Annotated in this window: 18 protein-coding genes; 12 read left to right on the plus strand and 6 right to left on the minus strand. The window is 40.9% G+C overall.

Annotated features, from left to right (window positions below):
* Positions 1–22: 22 nt before the first annotated feature.
* The 7 genes from serC (at position 23) to J0X14_RS13510 (ending at position 6,595) form a co-directional block, all read left to right on the plus strand.
* Positions 23–1,087, plus strand: a complete 1,065-nt coding sequence (serC, locus tag J0X14_RS13480) for a 3-phosphoserine/phosphohydroxythreonine transaminase (RefSeq protein ID WP_207098320.1) — start codon at positions 23–25, stop codon at positions 1,085–1,087.
* Positions 1,088–1,179: 92 nt separating this feature from the next.
* Positions 1,180–2,133 (plus strand): D-2-hydroxyacid dehydrogenase, encoded by a 954-nt coding sequence (locus tag J0X14_RS13485; RefSeq protein WP_207098321.1) that lies wholly within the window; start codon positions 1,180–1,182, stop codon positions 2,131–2,133.
* Positions 2,134–2,210: 77 nt separating this feature from the next.
* On the plus strand, positions 2,211–2,852 hold the full coding sequence (locus J0X14_RS13490) for a DUF937 domain-containing protein (protein ID WP_207098322.1): 642 nt from the start codon (positions 2,211–2,213) through the stop codon (positions 2,850–2,852).
* Between the two features lie 66 nt (positions 2,853–2,918).
* Positions 2,919–3,365, plus strand: coding sequence for a DUF6146 family protein (locus J0X14_RS13495; RefSeq protein ID WP_207098323.1), 447 nt, complete (start codon positions 2,919–2,921; stop codon positions 3,363–3,365).
* Between the two features lie 32 nt (positions 3,366–3,397).
* Positions 3,398–3,913, plus strand: a complete 516-nt coding sequence (locus tag J0X14_RS13500; protein WP_207098324.1) for a DUF6787 family protein — start codon at positions 3,398–3,400, stop codon at positions 3,911–3,913.
* 54 nt (positions 3,914–3,967) lie between these two features.
* Positions 3,968–4,306, plus strand: a complete 339-nt coding sequence (locus tag J0X14_RS13505; protein WP_207098325.1) for a hypothetical protein — start codon at positions 3,968–3,970, stop codon at positions 4,304–4,306.
* A 42-nt stretch (positions 4,307–4,348) separates the two neighbouring features.
* Positions 4,349–6,595, plus strand: a complete 2,247-nt coding sequence (locus J0X14_RS13510; protein WP_207098326.1) for a TonB-dependent receptor — start codon at positions 4,349–4,351, stop codon at positions 6,593–6,595.
* A gap of 28 nt (positions 6,596–6,623) precedes the next feature.
* Here J0X14_RS13510 and J0X14_RS13515 read toward each other — a convergent pair whose 3' ends face one another.
* From J0X14_RS13515 to msrA, 3 genes are read right to left on the minus strand one after another with little or no spacing between them, the layout of a single operon-like run.
* Positions 6,624–6,911, minus strand: a complete 288-nt coding sequence (locus J0X14_RS13515; protein ID WP_207098327.1) for a hypothetical protein — start codon at positions 6,909–6,911, stop codon at positions 6,624–6,626.
* A gap of 40 nt (positions 6,912–6,951) precedes the next feature.
* Positions 6,952–7,551 (minus strand): GTP cyclohydrolase I FolE, encoded by a 600-nt coding sequence (gene folE, locus J0X14_RS13520; RefSeq protein WP_207098328.1) that lies wholly within the window; start codon positions 7,549–7,551, stop codon positions 6,952–6,954.
* A gap of 2 nt (positions 7,552–7,553) precedes the next feature.
* Entirely contained in the window at positions 7,554–8,114 is a 561-nt protein-coding gene (msrA, locus tag J0X14_RS13525; protein ID WP_207098329.1) for a peptide-methionine (S)-S-oxide reductase MsrA, read from the minus strand.
* Positions 8,115–8,269: 155 nt separating this feature from the next.
* On the opposite strand from msrA, the gene J0X14_RS13530 reads away from it, so the two are divergent.
* The 5 genes from J0X14_RS13530 to J0X14_RS13550 all read left to right on the plus strand — a co-directional run bounded on the left by J0X14_RS13530 (position 8,270) and on the right by J0X14_RS13550 (position 12,424).
* Positions 8,270–8,932: an ABC transporter ATP-binding protein gene (locus J0X14_RS13530; RefSeq protein WP_207098330.1), complete on the plus strand. Its 663-nt coding sequence runs from the start codon at positions 8,270–8,272 to the stop codon at positions 8,930–8,932.
* 5 nt (positions 8,933–8,937) lie between these two features.
* Positions 8,938–9,702: a TIGR02757 family protein gene (locus tag J0X14_RS13535; protein WP_207098331.1), complete on the plus strand. Its 765-nt coding sequence runs from the start codon at positions 8,938–8,940 to the stop codon at positions 9,700–9,702.
* A gap of 61 nt (positions 9,703–9,763) precedes the next feature.
* Positions 9,764–10,573, plus strand: a complete 810-nt coding sequence (locus J0X14_RS13540) for a LytR/AlgR family response regulator transcription factor (protein ID WP_207098332.1) — start codon at positions 9,764–9,766, stop codon at positions 10,571–10,573.
* A gap of 107 nt (positions 10,574–10,680) precedes the next feature.
* Complete coding sequence (locus J0X14_RS13545) at positions 10,681–11,271, plus strand: hypothetical protein (protein ID WP_207098333.1); 591 nt, start codon at positions 10,681–10,683, stop codon at positions 11,269–11,271.
* A gap of 19 nt (positions 11,272–11,290) precedes the next feature.
* The gene (locus J0X14_RS13550) at positions 11,291–12,424 is read left to right on the plus strand and encodes a serine hydrolase domain-containing protein (protein WP_207098334.1); all 1,134 of its coding nucleotides are present in this window, start codon (positions 11,291–11,293) and stop codon (positions 12,422–12,424) included.
* Between the two features lie 64 nt (positions 12,425–12,488).
* Here the strand turns inward: J0X14_RS13550 and J0X14_RS13555 are convergent, their stop codons facing one another.
* The 3 genes from J0X14_RS13555 to J0X14_RS13565 all read right to left on the minus strand — a co-directional run bounded on the left by J0X14_RS13555 (position 12,489) and on the right by J0X14_RS13565 (position 16,539).
* A complete protein-coding gene (locus tag J0X14_RS13555; RefSeq protein WP_207098335.1) occupies positions 12,489–13,304 on the minus strand; it encodes a hypothetical protein in 816 nt (271 codons plus the stop codon).
* A 134-nt stretch (positions 13,305–13,438) separates the two neighbouring features.
* A complete protein-coding gene (locus J0X14_RS13560; protein WP_207098336.1) occupies positions 13,439–14,590 on the minus strand; it encodes a Gfo/Idh/MocA family protein in 1,152 nt (383 codons plus the stop codon).
* A 125-nt stretch (positions 14,591–14,715) separates the two neighbouring features.
* Positions 14,716–16,539, minus strand: a complete 1,824-nt coding sequence (locus J0X14_RS13565; RefSeq protein WP_207098337.1) for a cytochrome-c peroxidase — start codon at positions 16,537–16,539, stop codon at positions 14,716–14,718.
* Positions 16,540–16,596 lie beyond the last annotated feature (57 nt).

Consider the following 16,596-nt stretch of genomic DNA (forward strand, 5'->3'; position numbering starts at 1 on the left):
TTTATCCACTCAAACCTAACAAATGAAAAAGCACAATTTTAGCGCAGGTCCCTGCATTTTGCCCAAAGAGGTCATGCAAAAAGCCTCTGAAGCCGTTCTGGAATTGGACGGTATAGGTCTATCTCTTATTGAAATTTCACACCGTAGTAAGGAATTTGTGGCCATCATGGAAAAAGCCCGTTCCCTTGCCCTAGAGCTTTTAGGATTGGAAGGCAAAGGCTATCAGGCCTTGTTTCTTCAAGGTGGAGCAAGCATGCAGTTTTTAATGGCCGCCTATAACCTTTTGGATAAAAAGGCAGGGTACATCAATACGGGTACTTGGAGTCAAAAAGCCATCAAAGAAGCCCGTTTGTTCGGAGAAATTGTGGAAGTGGCTTCTTCCCAAGAACAGAACTTCAACCATATTCCAAAAGGATATACCATACCTTCAGATTTGGATTATCTGCACCTCACCTCCAACAATACCATTTTTGGAACCCAGATCAAGGAATTTCCAAAGACTAATGTTCCTTTGGTCTGTGATATGAGCTCTGATATTTTCTCAAGACAGCTCGACTTTTCCCAATTTGATTTGATTTATGCCGGAGCCCAAAAGAATATGGGACCCGCAGGAACCACTTTGGTAGTAGTGAAAGAAGATATTTTAGGGAAGGTATCCCGAAAGATTCCTTCTATGCTGGATTATTCCGTGCATGTGAGTAAGGACAGTATGTTCAATACCCCTCCAGTGTTCGCTGTGTATGTTTCCATGTTGACCCTACAATGGTTGAAGGATTTGGGTGGAATTGCTGCCATTGAGGAAATCAACGAACGGAAAGCCAATCTTATTTATTCCGAGATTGAATTGAATCCGGTATTTTCTGGTTTTGCAGCCAAGGAAGATCGTTCCATCATGAACGCTACCTTCAACATTACCGACGATGCACTAAAAGATGTGTTCGATGACATGTGTAAAGAGGCTGGTATCAGTGGCATTAATGGACATAGATCTGTTGGTGGCTACCGAGCATCCATGTATAATGCACTACCAGTTGAAAGTGTTGGTGTGTTGGTGGATATTATGAGTGAATTGGAGAAAAAAGGATAGGTTTGTTATCAGTTATCAGTTATCAGTTATCAGATTTCAGATTTCAGATGTCTGATTTGAGTTGACACCCTATTTTTTTAGACAAAATACCTATGAAAGTTGTACTTGCAAATGACGGATTGGCCCAAGCAGGAATTGATGCACTGGAGAAAGCTGGCTTTGAAGTCATCACCACTAGGGTTGCACAAGAGCAGTTAGCCAATTTCATCAATAAAAACAACATCGATGTACTGCTGGTCCGTAGTGCAACAGAAGTCAGAAAATCGTTGATCAATGCATGTCCACAGTTGAAACTGATAGGGCGTGCTGGGGTTGGTATGGACAATATTGATGTGGACTATGCCAAATCCAAAGGAATTCATGTTATTAACACCCCAACAGCTTCCGCAGCATCTGTAGCTGAACTGGTCTTTGCCCATTTGCTGAACGGTGTCCGTTTTTTGCATAACTCCAATCGTGATATGCCCCTGGAAGGTGATCATAAATTCAAGCAATTGAAAAAAAGTTACGCCAACGGAAGCGAACTGCGGGGGAAGACTCTGGGTATTATTGGGTTTGGTACTATTGGAAAAGCCACTGCAGAAATGGCTTTGGCCTTAGGCATGAAGGTTCTGTTTACAGACCATCATGCTAAAAAAGAAACCCTGAAAGTTTCATTTTTTGATGGACAATCCGTTCAGTTTAATTTGGAAAACAGCGACTTAAAAACCTTGCTGAAAGAATCGGACTTTATTAGCCTTCATGTTCCTGCCCAAAATGGGTATGTTATTGGCAAAAAAGAATTGGACCAAATGAAACAAGGCGTAGGGATCATTAATGCTTCCCGTGGGGGTGTTTTGGACGAAGTGGCCTTGGTAGATGCCTTGGATAATAATAAAGTTTCATTTGCAGGCCTCGACGTTTACGAATCCGAACCCCAACCAGAAATAAAGATTTTAATGCATCCGAAAATATCCCTTTCACCCCATATTGGGGCCTCTACCCAAGAAGCGCAAGAACGAGTTGGTTTGGAACTGGCGTCCCAAGTTATTAAACTGCTAAAATAGGGTCCTTTTCTTCTTCAAATGGAGCTTAAAGGGCTTCTTTTTTGTACATTGTCGTTCTAACCTTAACACTATATACTATGTCTGGATTAATGGATTTACTCAATAGCCCTGTGGGCAGGCAATTGGTCAGCGGAGTAGCTGGACAAACAGGACAACCCGAAAATAAAACTGCAGATGTTTTGAGTATGGCTATGCCCCTTTTAATGGGGGCCATGAAGAAAAATGCATCCACGCCAGGAGGGGCGCAAGGATTGATGAACGCACTATCCTCCAAACACGATGGTAGTATATTGAACGACCTGGGTGGCCTTTTTGGCGGAGGAGTAGATCAATCCGTAATGGATGATGGCGCAGGAATCTTGGGCCATGTTTTTGGTACCAAACAACCTCAAGTGGAAAATGCACTCAGCAGCAAATCTGGGATTGATGCCGGTAGTATTTCACAAATACTTAAAATCGCAGCTCCCATCCTATTGGGCTATTTGGGAAAACAAACCCGTCAACAGAATGTAAGCAATCCCGATGCCCTTACTGGGCTTCTAGGTGGACTTATGGGAGGTACCAAAACTGCAAATAAACAACAATCCTTGATTGAGACTTTTTTGGATTCTGATGGTGACGGTAGCGTCATCGATGACCTCGCTGGGATGGTACTGAGCGGTGGTAGTCAGAAAAAGAGTGGCCTGGGCGGATTGCTCGGTGGGCTCTTTGGCAAATAAACCATCTTAACGTTATTTAACAGGGCCGTTTGAATTTTCAAATGGCTTTTTTTGTATCTTAAGTTTATGAAAAAGAGATTATTACCCGTACTGGTGGTTTTTACACTGTTGCTTTCGTGCAGTACTCAAAAAGAGGCCTTGGACATTTCCAATGAGGAACAGGCCGTTTTCAATTCGGATGACGGGCAAGAAGTGGAAATCAAGGATGATGAAACTGAATATGAAATCATCATTATTGAGCCTGGATTTTATACATGGCTGAACAGTATTGCCAGACCAGAAGGGTATTATTCCCAAAGTTTTCTGGAAAACAGAAACGCCATAATGGTCACCAATTGGAACCAACGCGTTATGCAGCCCATGCGTTTCAATCCTAATCTGTACGAGTTACAAATCAACTATGATCAGAACATAGATTACGGCTATGAAGTAAATTATAAACTCTACAATTACTTCATTTATTTCCAGAGAAAATATAATCAACGCTTAGGGCCTTTCGTCCCTAGAATTTAATAGCGTATTTTTGCATCGGAATACTTTAGTCAATGCAGAAAATTAAAACGCGCTGGGAAATTGCTAAAAACTGGCAACTCATACATCCTTTTTTGGGCGCTGTCCTGGTCATAATCACTTCATATACGGTTGCCCGGAGACTATTGCACCTATTTCAACTTAACAACACCTTATGGGAATGGATTTTTGTCCCTGTGGTCGGTATTGCGCTTTATTTTCTCCTAATCCGTTTTTTTCTTTGGTGCTTTAAAAAGTTGGAAAATAAGTGGAAAGTCACTTATAAATGGGAAATGATTGCCATCTTCATTGTGTTTGCCATAACCGGAAGTTTGGCTGGAAAATTGGCCGGCCCCCTTACGGAATGGATTGGGCTTGGAAGAAATGAAACCCATGGGTTTCTGTATTGGACAGCCCGTATTTTTCTGATTTTTCCCATTTACCAAGTTATTTTGATTGTGATCGGATGGCTTTTTGGACAGTTTCAATTCTTCTGGAATTTTGAGAAAAAGATGCTAAAACGTTTGGGAATGGGCTTTCTTTTCAGGTAGTTTATGGTTTTCTTAACACAAGAAGTCTTTTGACCTGACCTATCTTTGACACAAATGACCTTGTTCCTCAATAAACGTATCGCAATTTATGTGTCCCTTATCCTAACGATTGGGATACTAACTCCTTCTGCGCTAAAACTCCATCACGCGCTATTTGGGCATACCAAGGAGAAGCGTTGCGTTTCGCATGGTGCCAAGCATTTTCATGATGCCGATATTCATTGTGAATTCCATGATTTCACCTTGGCATCCAATGTTTTCTTTGGGTCATCATTCATTTATACAGCTGTGGAAGTACCCCAATTTGGGCAACCACAGACCTTTTTTGTCTATCATTTTAAATCCCATAAAAAAGAATTTAAGGCTTTAAGGGGCCCTCCGCAAGTTTCATAATAGATATCAGGTTAGCAGATTCAATAACTTATTATTTATCAAATGAAACAATATTATATTTCAATGCTTTTGGCATTGATTCCTCTATTTATACATGCACAAAATACCGTCAACGGAAAAATAACCGATTCAGAAAATGGACAACCCTTAGAGCAAGTCTCTGTATATATCCCACAATTGGAAAAAGGGACTGTTACCGATGCCAGTGGAAGCTATTTGCTCAAAGATCTCCCTGAAGGCACTTATAAATTGATCATATCCTATTTGGGGTACGAGACCTATTCCATTTCACTGAACATTAATTCTGGAAATAACACCTTTAATTATGCAATGGTTCCTTCGGCTATAGAAATTGACGAAGTGGTACTCTCTACCCCATTTCACAAATTACAACGCGAGAATGTGATGAAGGTAGAACAAAAATCCATCGCAGAATTAAAAAGCAATGGAGCTATCACTTTGGCTGATGGTATTTCCAATATTGCCGGGGTAAGCTCCGTATCCACAGGTGTTGGTATTGGAAAACCAGTAATCCGGGGGCTTAGTTTTAATCGCGTTTTGGTCTATACACAGGGAATTCGTCTGGAAAACCAACAGTTTGGTGGTGAGCACGGTTTGGGCATTAACGATGCCGGTATCTCCAGTGTGGAAGTCATCAAAGGTCCTGCTTCTTTGTTGTATGGTTCCGATGCTTTGGGCGGTGTACTCTATTTAAATCCCGAGAGCTTTGCTTTGCCCGGAGAGACTTCCGGAGATGTCAATCTTAATTATTTCACCAATACGTTAGGATATGGAGCCAATGCTGGTGTAAAAACATCAGGGGAAAAACTCAAGTTTTTGGCGCGTGGCGCTTATGCATCCAATGCTGATTACGAAACTGGTGAAGGTACTGGTGTGACCAACTCCCGGTTCAACGAAGCCGATTTAAAAACAGGGATGGCATACCAAGCAAGTGCGTTTAAGACTGAACTTAGATACAACTACAACTTTTCAAAATTGGGGATTCCAGAAGAAATTGGAGTTCAGGACAACCAAAGGGAGCCCTTGTTGCCCAATCAGGAAATTGCAACACATGTTCTTAGCTCAAAAACCAACTTTTTCTTTAAAAAATCCAGTTTGGAGGCCACTTTCGGCTACATTCTTAATGATAGAAAAGAATTTGAAGAGCATCACCATGAAGAAGAAGGTGAGGAACATGAAGAGGAAGAAGGGCCTTCGCTGAATATGGATCTGAGTACATTTAGCTATAACCTTCAATACAATCCGCAATGGGGCAGCATGACCACCATTTTTGGGGTTCAGGGGATGCACCAAAAGAATGAAAATTTTGGAGAAGAAGTGTTGATTCCGAATGCCATCACCAATGACTTTGGGGTTTTGGCCACTTCTCACGTGCATTTCAATAAAAGTGACCTTCAGTTTGGGTTGCGGTACGACCTAAGGTCAATAAATGGTGAATCAAGCGGAATTGAAGGTGATGAGGAGTTTATCCCGGCACTTGACAAAAATTTCAACAGTTTTAATGCTGCCGTTGGATACAGGACTGATTTAACAAACAATATTTTGTTGCGATTGAATTTAGCTACCGGGTTTAGGGCTCCAAATTTATCAGAACTCACCTCAAATGGACACCACAGCGGTGCCAATCGGGTTGAAATTGGTAACCAGGACTTGGATAGCGAACAGAATGTACAGGTTGATTTTGCCATGGAATACGCTAATCAACACATTGAAGTGTATGCCAATGCTTTCTACAATAATGTAAGTGATTACATTTACCTTCAACCAACAGGTGAATTTAGGGAAGGAGACCCAATTTATATTTTTGATCAACAAGATGCCAAATTATATGGAGGGGAATTTGGATTCCACCTACACCCCCACCCTTTGGATTGGTTGCATTTTGAGAGTAGTTTTGATATGGTCTTTGGTGAGCTGGAAGACAAAACAGACCTTCCCTTGATCCCAGCCAATCGCTGGAACAATACGCTGCGTGTGGAGTGGAACACAACAAAGGGAACTAAATACAAAAGCTACGCTTTTGCCACAGTACAATCCCATTTTGACCAAAATAGAGTAGCTACTTTTGAAACCCCAACTTCAGGCTATAATTTATTCAATATGGGTATTGGAGGGGAAATAAAGATTTTTGAGCACCACGTAGGTTATAAAATCAGTGGTAACAATCTTTTTGACAAGACTTATATTTCACACTTGTCGCGACTAAAGCCGGATGGTATAGCCAACATTGGAAGAAATATTGCTTTTAATTTGAGCATCGGACTTTAAGAAAAATGAGGGCAGCAGGTAATTGAGTTTACTTGCTGTTCTTTTTTTTGCTCAACAAATAGGTATAAATCCAAGTAAGGGTAAAGGTTGGGATAATATCCATCCCAGGAATCAATTCTTCGGCAAAGGCAATCAATCCAGCAGCCTGACCTACTTTACCTTTATAGAGACGGGTCATCAACCAACCGGCAACAGGAGCCCAGATGACATCAGAGAACTCCCCTATTCCGGGAATCATAAAGGATAGCATTCCTATGCCATCAAACAATACCCCTAAAAGGAGATTGCGATACTTTGGGTCTTTCTCTTCTGCCATTCAGGAAAATTAGGAAATCCGAATGAATTGGGAAAATCCCTTAGGATAAATCGGAACTGATGAGTTTTAAAAACTCGTTACGGGTCTCAATTTTTTCAAACTGCCCTCTAAACCCTGAAGTTGTGGTGACGGAGTTTTGCTTTTGTACACCACGCATCATCATGCACATGTGAGCCGCTTCAATCACTACCGCAACACCCTTGGGTTTCAGGGTATTGTTGATGCACTCCAGAATATCATGTGTCAAGCGTTCCTGTACCTGCAATCTTCGGGCAAACACATCAACCACTCTTGGTATTTTGCTCAATCCCACAATATGCCCGTTTGGAATATAGGCGATGTGGGCCTTGCCAAAAAATGGCAACATATGGTGCTCACAAAGGGAATACACCTCTATGTCCTTGATGATCACCATATCGTCATAACTCTCTGCGAACATGGCACTTCTCAAGATTTCCTCTGCGTTCTGTTTGTAGCCTTGCGTTAAAAAAAGCATAGCCTTAGCTGCACGTTCAGGGGTTTTTAAAAGACCTTCACGGGTTACATCCTCTCCAATATCGTCCACAATTTTAGCGAAGTGGTCCTTGACTTCATTGGTGATTTCAATATTATATTCTTCCAGGTTTCGGTAGGGTGACATAATTAATTTGTGCTATTTAATTTTTTAGAAAAATAGGTGTTCAGCTTTTTAATTTTTGGATCAATGATAAACTGACAATACGGTTGCTGCCTATGGTCATTATAATAATTTTGATGCTCTTCTTCGGCCAAATAGAAGGGCTTTTCTTCTGAAATGGCTGTTACAACAGGGGAAGCAAAGATGTTCCCTTTTTCCAAAAGCGCAATAAATTCCTCTGCTTGCGCCTTCTGCTGAGCGGATGTATAAAAAATCTCGCTTCGGTATTGGGTACCTACATCGTTGCCTTGCCGGTTTAATGTAGTTGGGTCATGCGTAGCAAAAAACACTTCCAACAATTCCATATATGATACTTTTAAAGGATCAAATGTAATTTTAATCGCTTCGGCATGACCTGTCCTTCCGGTACAGATTTCCCGGTATGCTGGATTCTTTATCGTACCTCCGGTATACCCTGAAAGTACTTCCTCTACCCCATTAAGCCGCTGAAAAACGGCCTCGGTACACCAAAAGCAACCGCCAGCAAACACGGCGGTTTCTATAATTGATTTATTTTGTTTACCCATTAAGTTGTAAAGTTAAACAAAGTTTGTGATTCCGCCATCGGAATCCAATACTTATTCGTTAGCAAATAGTCGTAACACCATTGGAAAACTTATTTGAAAGGCGCATCTTTGCCCACTCGTCAGTAATCCGTATTTTCACCACGAGAAGCATTTTCATGATAAAGGCCACAAATATTCAAAAAAAATATGGAGACCTTAAGGTCTTAAAAGGGGTCGACCTTGAAATTCAGAAAGGAGAAGTAGTGTCAATCGTTGGGGCGTCCGGGGCAGGAAAAACAACCCTTTTGCAGATTTTAGGTACATTGGATTCACCTTCAAACCAAAGTGAGAGCAGTTTGTTTATCAATGACACCAATGTTACGGCGCTAAATGATAAGAATCTGGCCCGATTTCGAAACGAGCATATCGGTTTTATTTTTCAATTCCATCAATTGTTGCCCGAGTTTACCGCTTTGGAAAATGTTTGTATCCCGGCTTTTATCAAAAAAACACCTAAAGAAGATGCCGAAAAGCGAGCAAAGGAACTCTTGGATTTCTTGGGATTGCAAGACCGTTATCATCATAAACCCAATGCCCTGTCTGGCGGGGAACAGCAACGCGTTGCCGTGGCAAGATCGCTTATGAACAATCCCTCGATAGTCTTGGCCGATGAGCCTAGCGGAAATTTGGATTCGGAAAGTGCTGACAATCTTCACAAGTTGTTTTTTAAGCTACGGGATGAATTTGGACAAACCTTTGTCTTGGTAACCCACAATCTTGAATTGGCCAATATGGCAGACCGAAAACTGACCATGGTGGACGGCCTGATTGTTTCTTAAAGCGTATGACCCAATCAGAACTGAAGGATTTTCTGGATGAAAAGGTGGAGCAATATAACCATCCCCGTTTTTTGGAGGATGACCCGTTGCAAGTTCCACATCGATTCACCCAAAAGGAAGACATTGAAATCAGTGGATTTTTAACCGCGACCATTGCATGGGGCAACCGAAAGAGTATTATCAATAATGCATCAAAATTGATGGGGATATTAGATAATGCTCCGTATGACTTTGTGCTGAACCATTCAGAAGATGATTTGGAAAAACTTTCTCCTTTTGTTCATCGTACGTTCAACGGATTGGATTTGGGCTATTTTATAAGTAGCCTTCGCAATATTTATGAAAACTATGGTGGATTGGAAGCTGTTTTCTGTAAAAATCAGGAAAAGGATTCACTACAGTCATCAATTTCCAAATTCAAGGAAGTCTTTTTTGAGCTCCCCCATTTGCCAAGGACCACAAAACATATCTCGGACCCGAACAAAGGTTCTGCGGCTAAACGCATCAATATGTTTTTGCGTTGGATGGTGCGGGACAACAGCACTGGGGTTGATTTCGGAATCTGGAAAAATTTAAGTCCATCCCAACTCTCCTGCCCTTTGGATGTACATTCTGGCAACGTTGCCCGAAAACTAAAGTTGCTCAAACGGAAACAAAACGATGCCAAAGCCCTTTTGGAGTTGGACAAAAAGCTACGAAAATTGGACCCAACCGACCCTGTTAAATACGATTTTGCCCTCTTTGGACTTGGCGTTTTTGAAAAGTTCTAATTCTAAATCTTAGTTTTTGAATTTCGTGGGAGAAGTTTACTTTTATCTTAGGTAACCGACCATGGAATCTAAACGAAAATCACCATATTATCCTGATATCCCCCTGTTTTTGGTGCTTATTCCATTTATCAGTGCCTTTAACTACTACCTTACCTACGCCAATGTAAAATTGGATTGGTGGTTTGCTTTTACGTATACATTGGATACATTAATTGGTTATGCCGCTTGGCTTGCCGTCAGGAAAATTATTCTGTGGCTGGATCGTAAAATAGCCTACACCCAATTTGCAAAACGAGTAATTGTTCAATTCTTGCTGACCACTTTTGTAGGGTTGTTCATTATCAGTTTTCTTACGGAATTGTCGAGTCTTATCGTAAAGGGGAAGTGGGCCCACCCCAGCTTTTACAATTATGACCTGTTCATTATTGCCATTTGGTTCTTTTTTATCAATGCCATTTATGTGATGATCCATTATTACTACCAATGGCAAGGCACCGAACAAAAAGTAATCCTGGAAAAGCAAAAGCTGCAAATCGGTTTTTTGGTAAAGGAAGGTAAAAACGAAACTCAGGTTCCATTTGAGGTTATTATAGGATTTTCTGTGGAAAGCGAGTATGTGGTTTTGTATACTTCAGATGGAAAACAATACTTTTTGGATACGCCTCTGGAGAAAATTGCCGACGAGCTCCCATCAAGTTTGTTTTTTAGACTCAATCGTCAGTTTATTGTCCACAGAAACCAAATCACAGGGTTTACGAAACTTGAAAATGGGAAAATCAGCGTTTCCGTCTTGCAAGAAAGTGTACTTCCTTCTGAAATCCCTGTGAGTCGTACCAAAGCCCCCACATTTAAACGTTGGTTTCGAACATAGCGTTGACATTTCAGCCGAAATTTTGCTACACTTTAGGGATAAAGACGCTTTTTGCTTCAACCCAAATTAGGTTTCATTCTACTTTTGAATCATCAAATCAATCAAAAATGAGAACAGTAACTATAGCCATTTTTTTATTTACGACAGTAATTCAAACTTGTATGGCGCAGTCTGATGAAGGAAACCACAGAAATTTTCCGTTGATCATCAGTATTGAATTTCATTCCCTTTCCCTTCCCTTTAAAAATAAGAAGCCCCTTTTTAAAAATATCGGGGTTGGATTGGGAACCGAAGTGAGTCATAACGGAAATCGAAATTGGGTGCAACAATTCAAAATGACCTGGTATGGTAACAAAACTGTTGGTGGAGGAGTTTTGTTTCACACCCAAACCGTATGGCGACCTGATATCGTCAACGATGCATTTTCCGAAATTAAATTGGGAGTAGGATATCTCTATGCCAAGCGGCCCAAAGACGGTTATAAGCCTACAACGAATGGATGGGAGCAGGTAGGCAAAAAGGGCAAAGGAATGCTTGTAGTGCCCATGGGTATTGGATTGGGGTACGACTCGTATAATGAAGGCACCTATGTTTCCCCGTTTGCCAACTATCAGTTTTTATTGGCCACCAACTATAATGAGAGTATGCCCTTGGTTCCTTTCACCTTGATGGAATTTGGAAGCCGTATTCATTTTTAATTTTTCAAAAGCGAACAACATGAAACAAATAATCATACTTACCATATTGTTATTGGAGTGCCATTTTGGGTGGACACAAATTGATTCCAATCCAAACCACACTAAAGGCCAAGAAGTTTCGTCTATATTAAAATCCTTAGTGGAAAATGGGTGCCCGGGTGCCAGTTTGGCCATTTTGGATGAAGATGGATGGTGGCTGCAGAGTGAAGGACTCTCCAATATTGAAGAACAACAGAAAATAGAGGATACCTTTTTGCACTATTTGCAAAGTGTGGCCAAAACCTACATGGCCGTGGCAATTCTAAAGCTATATGAAGAAGGAAAATTGCAACTGGAAGACCCCATTACCCAATATTTGGCTCCAGAAGTTTCCAATATGGTGGATAGAGCGGATGAAATCACCATTAAAATGTTGTTGAATCATACTTCGGGAGTGCCAGAGTATAATTTTAACCCAGAATATGCGAGTACCCTTCTTCAGCATCCAGAAACTGCCTTTGAAGCGGTGGACTATATCAAATTTATTGACGGCAAAAAACTCAACTTTGAACCAGGAAGTCGGTATTCCTATAGAAACACCAACTATGTATTGCTTTCATTGATAGCAGATGGAATTACTGGTGACCATGGCACTTATATTGAAGAAAGTATATTTAAGCCTCTGGGATTACAGCATACCTACTACCGAATATCTGATAAAAAAATATGGAAGGAGGAGCTCTCGAGCAGTTATTGGGACCGTTACAGTGATGGGGTTTTGGAAAACATATCACACATCCAAAAGCAAAACGTAACCTATATGGTTGGTGATGATGGAATCGTTACCACCACTTCTGAAGCCATCCTATTTTTAAAAGGCCTATTGGAAGGCAAATTACTCAAGCAATCCACCATGGAATTGATGATGACCTGGGTCAACAATCAGGAAGGAAAACCAGCTTACGGACTGGGTTTGGGCCATGGCGACGTTTTTGGACACCCTTACTATGGACACTCTGGCGGAGGCATTGGTGCGGGTTGTGAGCTGCGTTATTTTCCCGAAACCAATCGCTATATGTTCATTGCCATCAATATAGGAACAGTAACCTACAGCCCTTTGCATATGAAGTTGGAAGAGTTACGGAACAAGCTTTTTTTAGCTATGACGGAATAAGGTTTACCCAAAAAGAGAAAAGCTTGCCAATAACTTGGGCAAGCTTTTTCCTTTGAAAACTTCTTTATTTGACAAATGGATACGTTTTTCCTAAAATGGTGATGGTAGAATTGGCGTAATTTATTTTAATGTTTTCGATATCGGCAATGTCAACATCCAAAATTCCAAATTCAATATTCCGTGGGAGCAATATAAAATGTAACGATTCTTCAACAGTCAGGGTGTAATCCAAATCTGAAGAACTGGTCCCATTCTGTGACCCGTCCAACAGATATTCATCATCCCAAATGTTTAATGGGGTATCCTTCCCTTCTATCCAGGTTCTTGTGGAATTTTCCTGATATTCGATTACCGAGCCATCACTCTTTGTGATTTTTCCATTGGTGATGACAACAGTGTATTCCAAAAATCCATCTACATTTTCACCTGTATTCTCCACTACATGGGTTCCCTCAACTTTATAATCGTTGTGATAGTAGTCCGTGAAAGTCGCTGTGTGAATACTGCCCGGTTCTCTGTACCAATTGGTAGATATAATGGTGACTTTTCCTTTTCGGGTAATACCGTCTTTACCCAAAACCCCCGTCTTAAAATCAACGGTTATGGTTTTTGGAAAAGTAACAAAATCAGCGGGAGATATTGTTATTTCCACATCTGGCGCAGTTTTCCCCACTGAATTGGATTTTGCAGTAGAAGTGGAATTTTCTGCCGATAAAACAGCATCGCCATTGTTGTTTCCAATATCTTGAAACACTTTGTTTACCGTAACATACTCCGTTAAAGCATTGACCACATCTTCAGAAGTGGTTTCGGTTTTTTCATCTTCTTTGTCGCAACTAAACAATAGCACGACCAATGTAGGAATTATAAGTTTTTTCATAATACATAAGATTTGTTATTACAAAAAAACCTAAAATTTTGAGAACTTAGCGGCTTCTCATGTTATTTTTTTGAACAGTACGTTTTGATTTTGAGTGTTTTAGCAGGTATATTCCTACCATGATTCTAAAACTTTCAAGATGTTGGCAATCCTCCAAAACCGTATCCGGGTTCCAAGTCGAGCATGACTTTTTGCCCTCCTTTGGCTATGGATTCATAAATAGCTGCGCAGATAATCATATCACGCTTGCCCATTTCGCCAGGGGCAATATTGGGAGCATCAAAAAGTATGTGTTTGGAAAAATCATCCATTTGTAGTTTTTGTTGACTTTCATGTGGGAACTCAATCACATCGCCTTTCGAGGTTTTTCCGCTTAGAGGGCCATAGCTATTTGCGGGTTGTAGTTCAAACCACCCCGATTCGGCGGACACATACATACTGTTTGCACTAATATTATGGGAAGTCATGATGTTCCCCACAGCTCCGTTTGGAAATTCAAATTGGGCCGTAATGGTCTCGTCGGTATCCTTAAAATACTCCGGGCGGGTGCTGTATTCCTGGGCTGTAACAGAAATGGGGTTCTGTCCCGATCCATAAATAGCACTTTGAATGGCGTAAACACCCATATTGAGCAACGCTCCCCCTCCAGAAAGTTCCTTGTTCAATCGCCACTGGTTTGGATTCCCTCCAGAATGGTATCCGGCATCCGCTGATACATACCTTACGTTTCCAAATGTCTTCTCACGAACAAAACGCTTCACTTCATTGGTATAGGGTTCAGATTGTAATCGATATCCAATTCCAAGTTTTACGCCTTCTTCCTTACAGGCATTGATGATGGCATCACACTCCTCAACACTCACTGCCATAGGTTTTTCGCAGATAACATGCTTGCCAGCCTTAGCGGCACGGATGCAGAAATCGGCATGCATGCTGTTCGGAAGTACTACGTACACCACATCTATATCATCATTTTTGGCGATATCATCAAAATTCTGATAGTTGTAAATGTTTTTCTTGGGAATGTTGTACTTGTCGGCCCAAATCTTTTCCTTTTCTGGGGTTCCAGTAACAATTCCGGATAAGTAACAATGTTGTGCATCTTGCAATGCAGGAGCTAATTGATAGGTACTATAGCTGCCGAGACCCACCAGGGCAATTCCCAATTTCTTTTTGTCCTGTCCACTTCCCATGGCACAGGCCAATGGAGTTGTTGCCATAATAGCGGCGGTTCCCATGCCTTTTGCCATTAGGGTATTGAAATTTCTTCTCGATAAGTTTTTCATTGATAACGTGTTTAGTACGTGCGTATTAAAGTTAACAATAAAGAAATAATACGAATGAATGCACGATCTTTTTAACAAAGTAATCACAAGACCGGGCATATTCAACAAGAATACTTACCTCGAAACTAGTTTAGGTCAGAATCCGTAAGTGTATTCATGAATGCAATCAAAGCCTTCTGTTCTTTTTCTTCCAAATTCAAGGAATCTGGTGGCAAGGTTTGATAGGGCACATCCAATCCCATACCTTGACCTCCGCCAACATTGTAAAAGGTAATCACCTCCTCAAGGGTTTTGTAAACACCATTGTGCATGTACGGTGCAGTCAGTTCGGCATTACGTACCGTAGCTGTTTTAAAGAAATTCCGTTTTTCTTCAACCTTATAGGGGTGGTACTGTCCAGGGTCTTCATCTAAAATGGGATTGTCAAAACTGGCATTTTTGGGCACACCAAGATTTTCAAACTCTGTTTCTTCATATTTTGGGGGAACCGTACCATTGAACGCTGGTGGAAAATGACAAGTGGCACAAGCCGCTTTTCCCATAAACAGATTAAACCCTAATTTTTCTTCATCGGTCAATGTGTTTTCCATTCCTTGGATATTTCGGTCAAACTTGGAATTGAACGGTGCCAAGCTTCTAATGTAGGTGGCAATGGCATGTCGTACATTCATATTGGTCATTTCACCGCCATAGAGACTGTCAAAAGAAGCCTTGTAGGCGCTATTTTCCGCTACCCTTTTCTCTATGGTGTTCAGGTCCATGTGAAATTCGTTCTTGTCGTTCACCACATTTACGATTTGATCTTCCAAGCCAGTTGCCCTTCCATCATAGAACATGGTCTTTTGATAAACGGCATAGGATAAGGTGGGTGTGTTTCGTTGCAATTCAACTCCATTGATGCCCAGTGCCTTTGGATGTCCATCAGTAAAGGCTTTTTCTTTGACATGACAGGTGGCACAGCTTATGTTTTGCGTACTGGAAAGGGATTCATCATTAAAGAGTTTTCTGCCCAGAGCTATCCGCTCGTCATTGATAGCGGGTGATCCCGGCAATGCAAATTTCTTGATATTAAAAAAATCCTTTGAAAAAATATTGGTGGCCGCAGGATTCAATGGTCTTGACGTATTGAGTTCAATCCCCCAATCCTTTGCGGTTAGATTTATAAGTTCCAATTGTTTATTGGTGTGGTCTTTAATGAATCCATAGCGATCAAACGTGTCAAAATCACCAGATTTCAATTCAGCAATAGTACTTTCAATCTCAATGGACCACTTATTGTAAAGGGCTTCATCCGAAAAGGCTTCTTTATAAAAGCCTAAAACTTTTGCTAGGGTCTCATAGCTGTATATGCCGTCATTTAAGGAATTGGCCAGCATGGGGGAATCAAACCCGGTAATACCTTTTGCGGCAACGGTGATGATTCCATCCCTAATCATTTTAAGATGGTGCCTATCCTTTTGGGTATAAATAATATGGTTTTTTCTGATAAAAGGGATACGCACTTTTAGGTATTTAAGAACCTGGTCAAGATCTTGATGGGATATCTCTTCATCTGCATAGAGGAGTTCTTCCAGCACTTGATAGCTCTTGGGCGACAACCGCTTTATGTCTGTGTAGTCATCAATCTCAACCTTTAGGAGGTTGGGAGCGTTCATGGAAAGATAGTTTTGATAATCATAGGCAATGAGCATGGGTTCTGCCCGCTTGTACCATTCTCTGCTTTTTAAGAAGTTGGCTTTGTTGTATTCCAAGGTTTCGGTTGTGTCCAATTTTTGAATGTAGAAAGCAGCACTGTCCAATGTTTGAAAGTAATAATCCCTTATTTCTTCTGTAAAAAGGGATTCCGCATCAGCACTGGCAACCCTTTTTGGGGTAGTTTTTTCTTTACAGGACATCAAACTGAAAAAAGCAATACAAACGCCAAGGATAGTATACGTTGAGAGTTTCATATACGAAGTATTAAAAATGAAGAAAAAGGTTCCCTTGCAAGGGAACCTTTTATAAAA

This window comes from Allomuricauda sp. CAU 1633 (assembly GCF_017313225.1).
GTDB lineage: Bacteria > Bacteroidota > Bacteroidia > Flavobacteriales > Flavobacteriaceae > Flagellimonas.

Excerpts from the sequence above, each read along its gene's own strand:
- serC (WP_207098320.1), top strand. The coding sequence starts at position 23 with ATGAAAAAGCACAATTTTAGCGCAGGTCCCTGCATTTTGCCCAAAGAG.
- J0X14_RS13485 (WP_207098321.1), top strand. The coding sequence starts at position 1,180 with ATGAAAGTTGTACTTGCAAATGACGGATTGGCCCAAGCAGGAATTGAT.
- J0X14_RS13490 (WP_207098322.1), top strand. The coding sequence starts at position 2,211 with ATGTCTGGATTAATGGATTTACTCAATAGCCCTGTGGGCAGGCAATTG.
- J0X14_RS13495 (WP_207098323.1), top strand. The coding sequence starts at position 2,919 with ATGAAAAAGAGATTATTACCCGTACTGGTGGTTTTTACACTGTTGCTT.
- J0X14_RS13500 (WP_207098324.1), top strand. The coding sequence starts at position 3,398 with ATGCAGAAAATTAAAACGCGCTGGGAAATTGCTAAAAACTGGCAACTC.
- J0X14_RS13505 (WP_207098325.1), top strand. The coding sequence starts at position 3,968 with ATGACCTTGTTCCTCAATAAACGTATCGCAATTTATGTGTCCCTTATC.
- J0X14_RS13510 (WP_207098326.1), top strand. The coding sequence starts at position 4,349 with ATGAAACAATATTATATTTCAATGCTTTTGGCATTGATTCCTCTATTT.
- J0X14_RS13515 (WP_207098327.1), bottom strand. The coding sequence starts at position 6,911 with ATGGCAGAAGAGAAAGACCCAAAGTATCGCAATCTCCTTTTAGGGGTA.
- folE (WP_207098328.1), bottom strand. The coding sequence starts at position 7,551 with ATGTCACCCTACCGAAACCTGGAAGAATATAATATTGAAATCACCAAT.
- msrA (WP_207098329.1), bottom strand. The coding sequence starts at position 8,114 with ATGGGTAAACAAAATAAATCAATTATAGAAACCGCCGTGTTTGCTGGC.
- J0X14_RS13530 (WP_207098330.1), top strand. The coding sequence starts at position 8,270 with ATGATAAAGGCCACAAATATTCAAAAAAAATATGGAGACCTTAAGGTC.
- J0X14_RS13535 (WP_207098331.1), top strand. The coding sequence starts at position 8,938 with ATGACCCAATCAGAACTGAAGGATTTTCTGGATGAAAAGGTGGAGCAA.
- J0X14_RS13540 (WP_207098332.1), top strand. The coding sequence starts at position 9,764 with ATGGAATCTAAACGAAAATCACCATATTATCCTGATATCCCCCTGTTT.
- J0X14_RS13545 (WP_207098333.1), top strand. The coding sequence starts at position 10,681 with ATGAGAACAGTAACTATAGCCATTTTTTTATTTACGACAGTAATTCAA.
- J0X14_RS13550 (WP_207098334.1), top strand. The coding sequence starts at position 11,291 with ATGAAACAAATAATCATACTTACCATATTGTTATTGGAGTGCCATTTT.
- J0X14_RS13555 (WP_207098335.1), bottom strand. The coding sequence starts at position 13,304 with ATGAAAAAACTTATAATTCCTACATTGGTCGTGCTATTGTTTAGTTGC.
- J0X14_RS13560 (WP_207098336.1), bottom strand. The coding sequence starts at position 14,590 with ATGAAAAACTTATCGAGAAGAAATTTCAATACCCTAATGGCAAAAGGC.
- J0X14_RS13565 (WP_207098337.1), bottom strand. The coding sequence starts at position 16,539 with ATGAAACTCTCAACGTATACTATCCTTGGCGTTTGTATTGCTTTTTTC.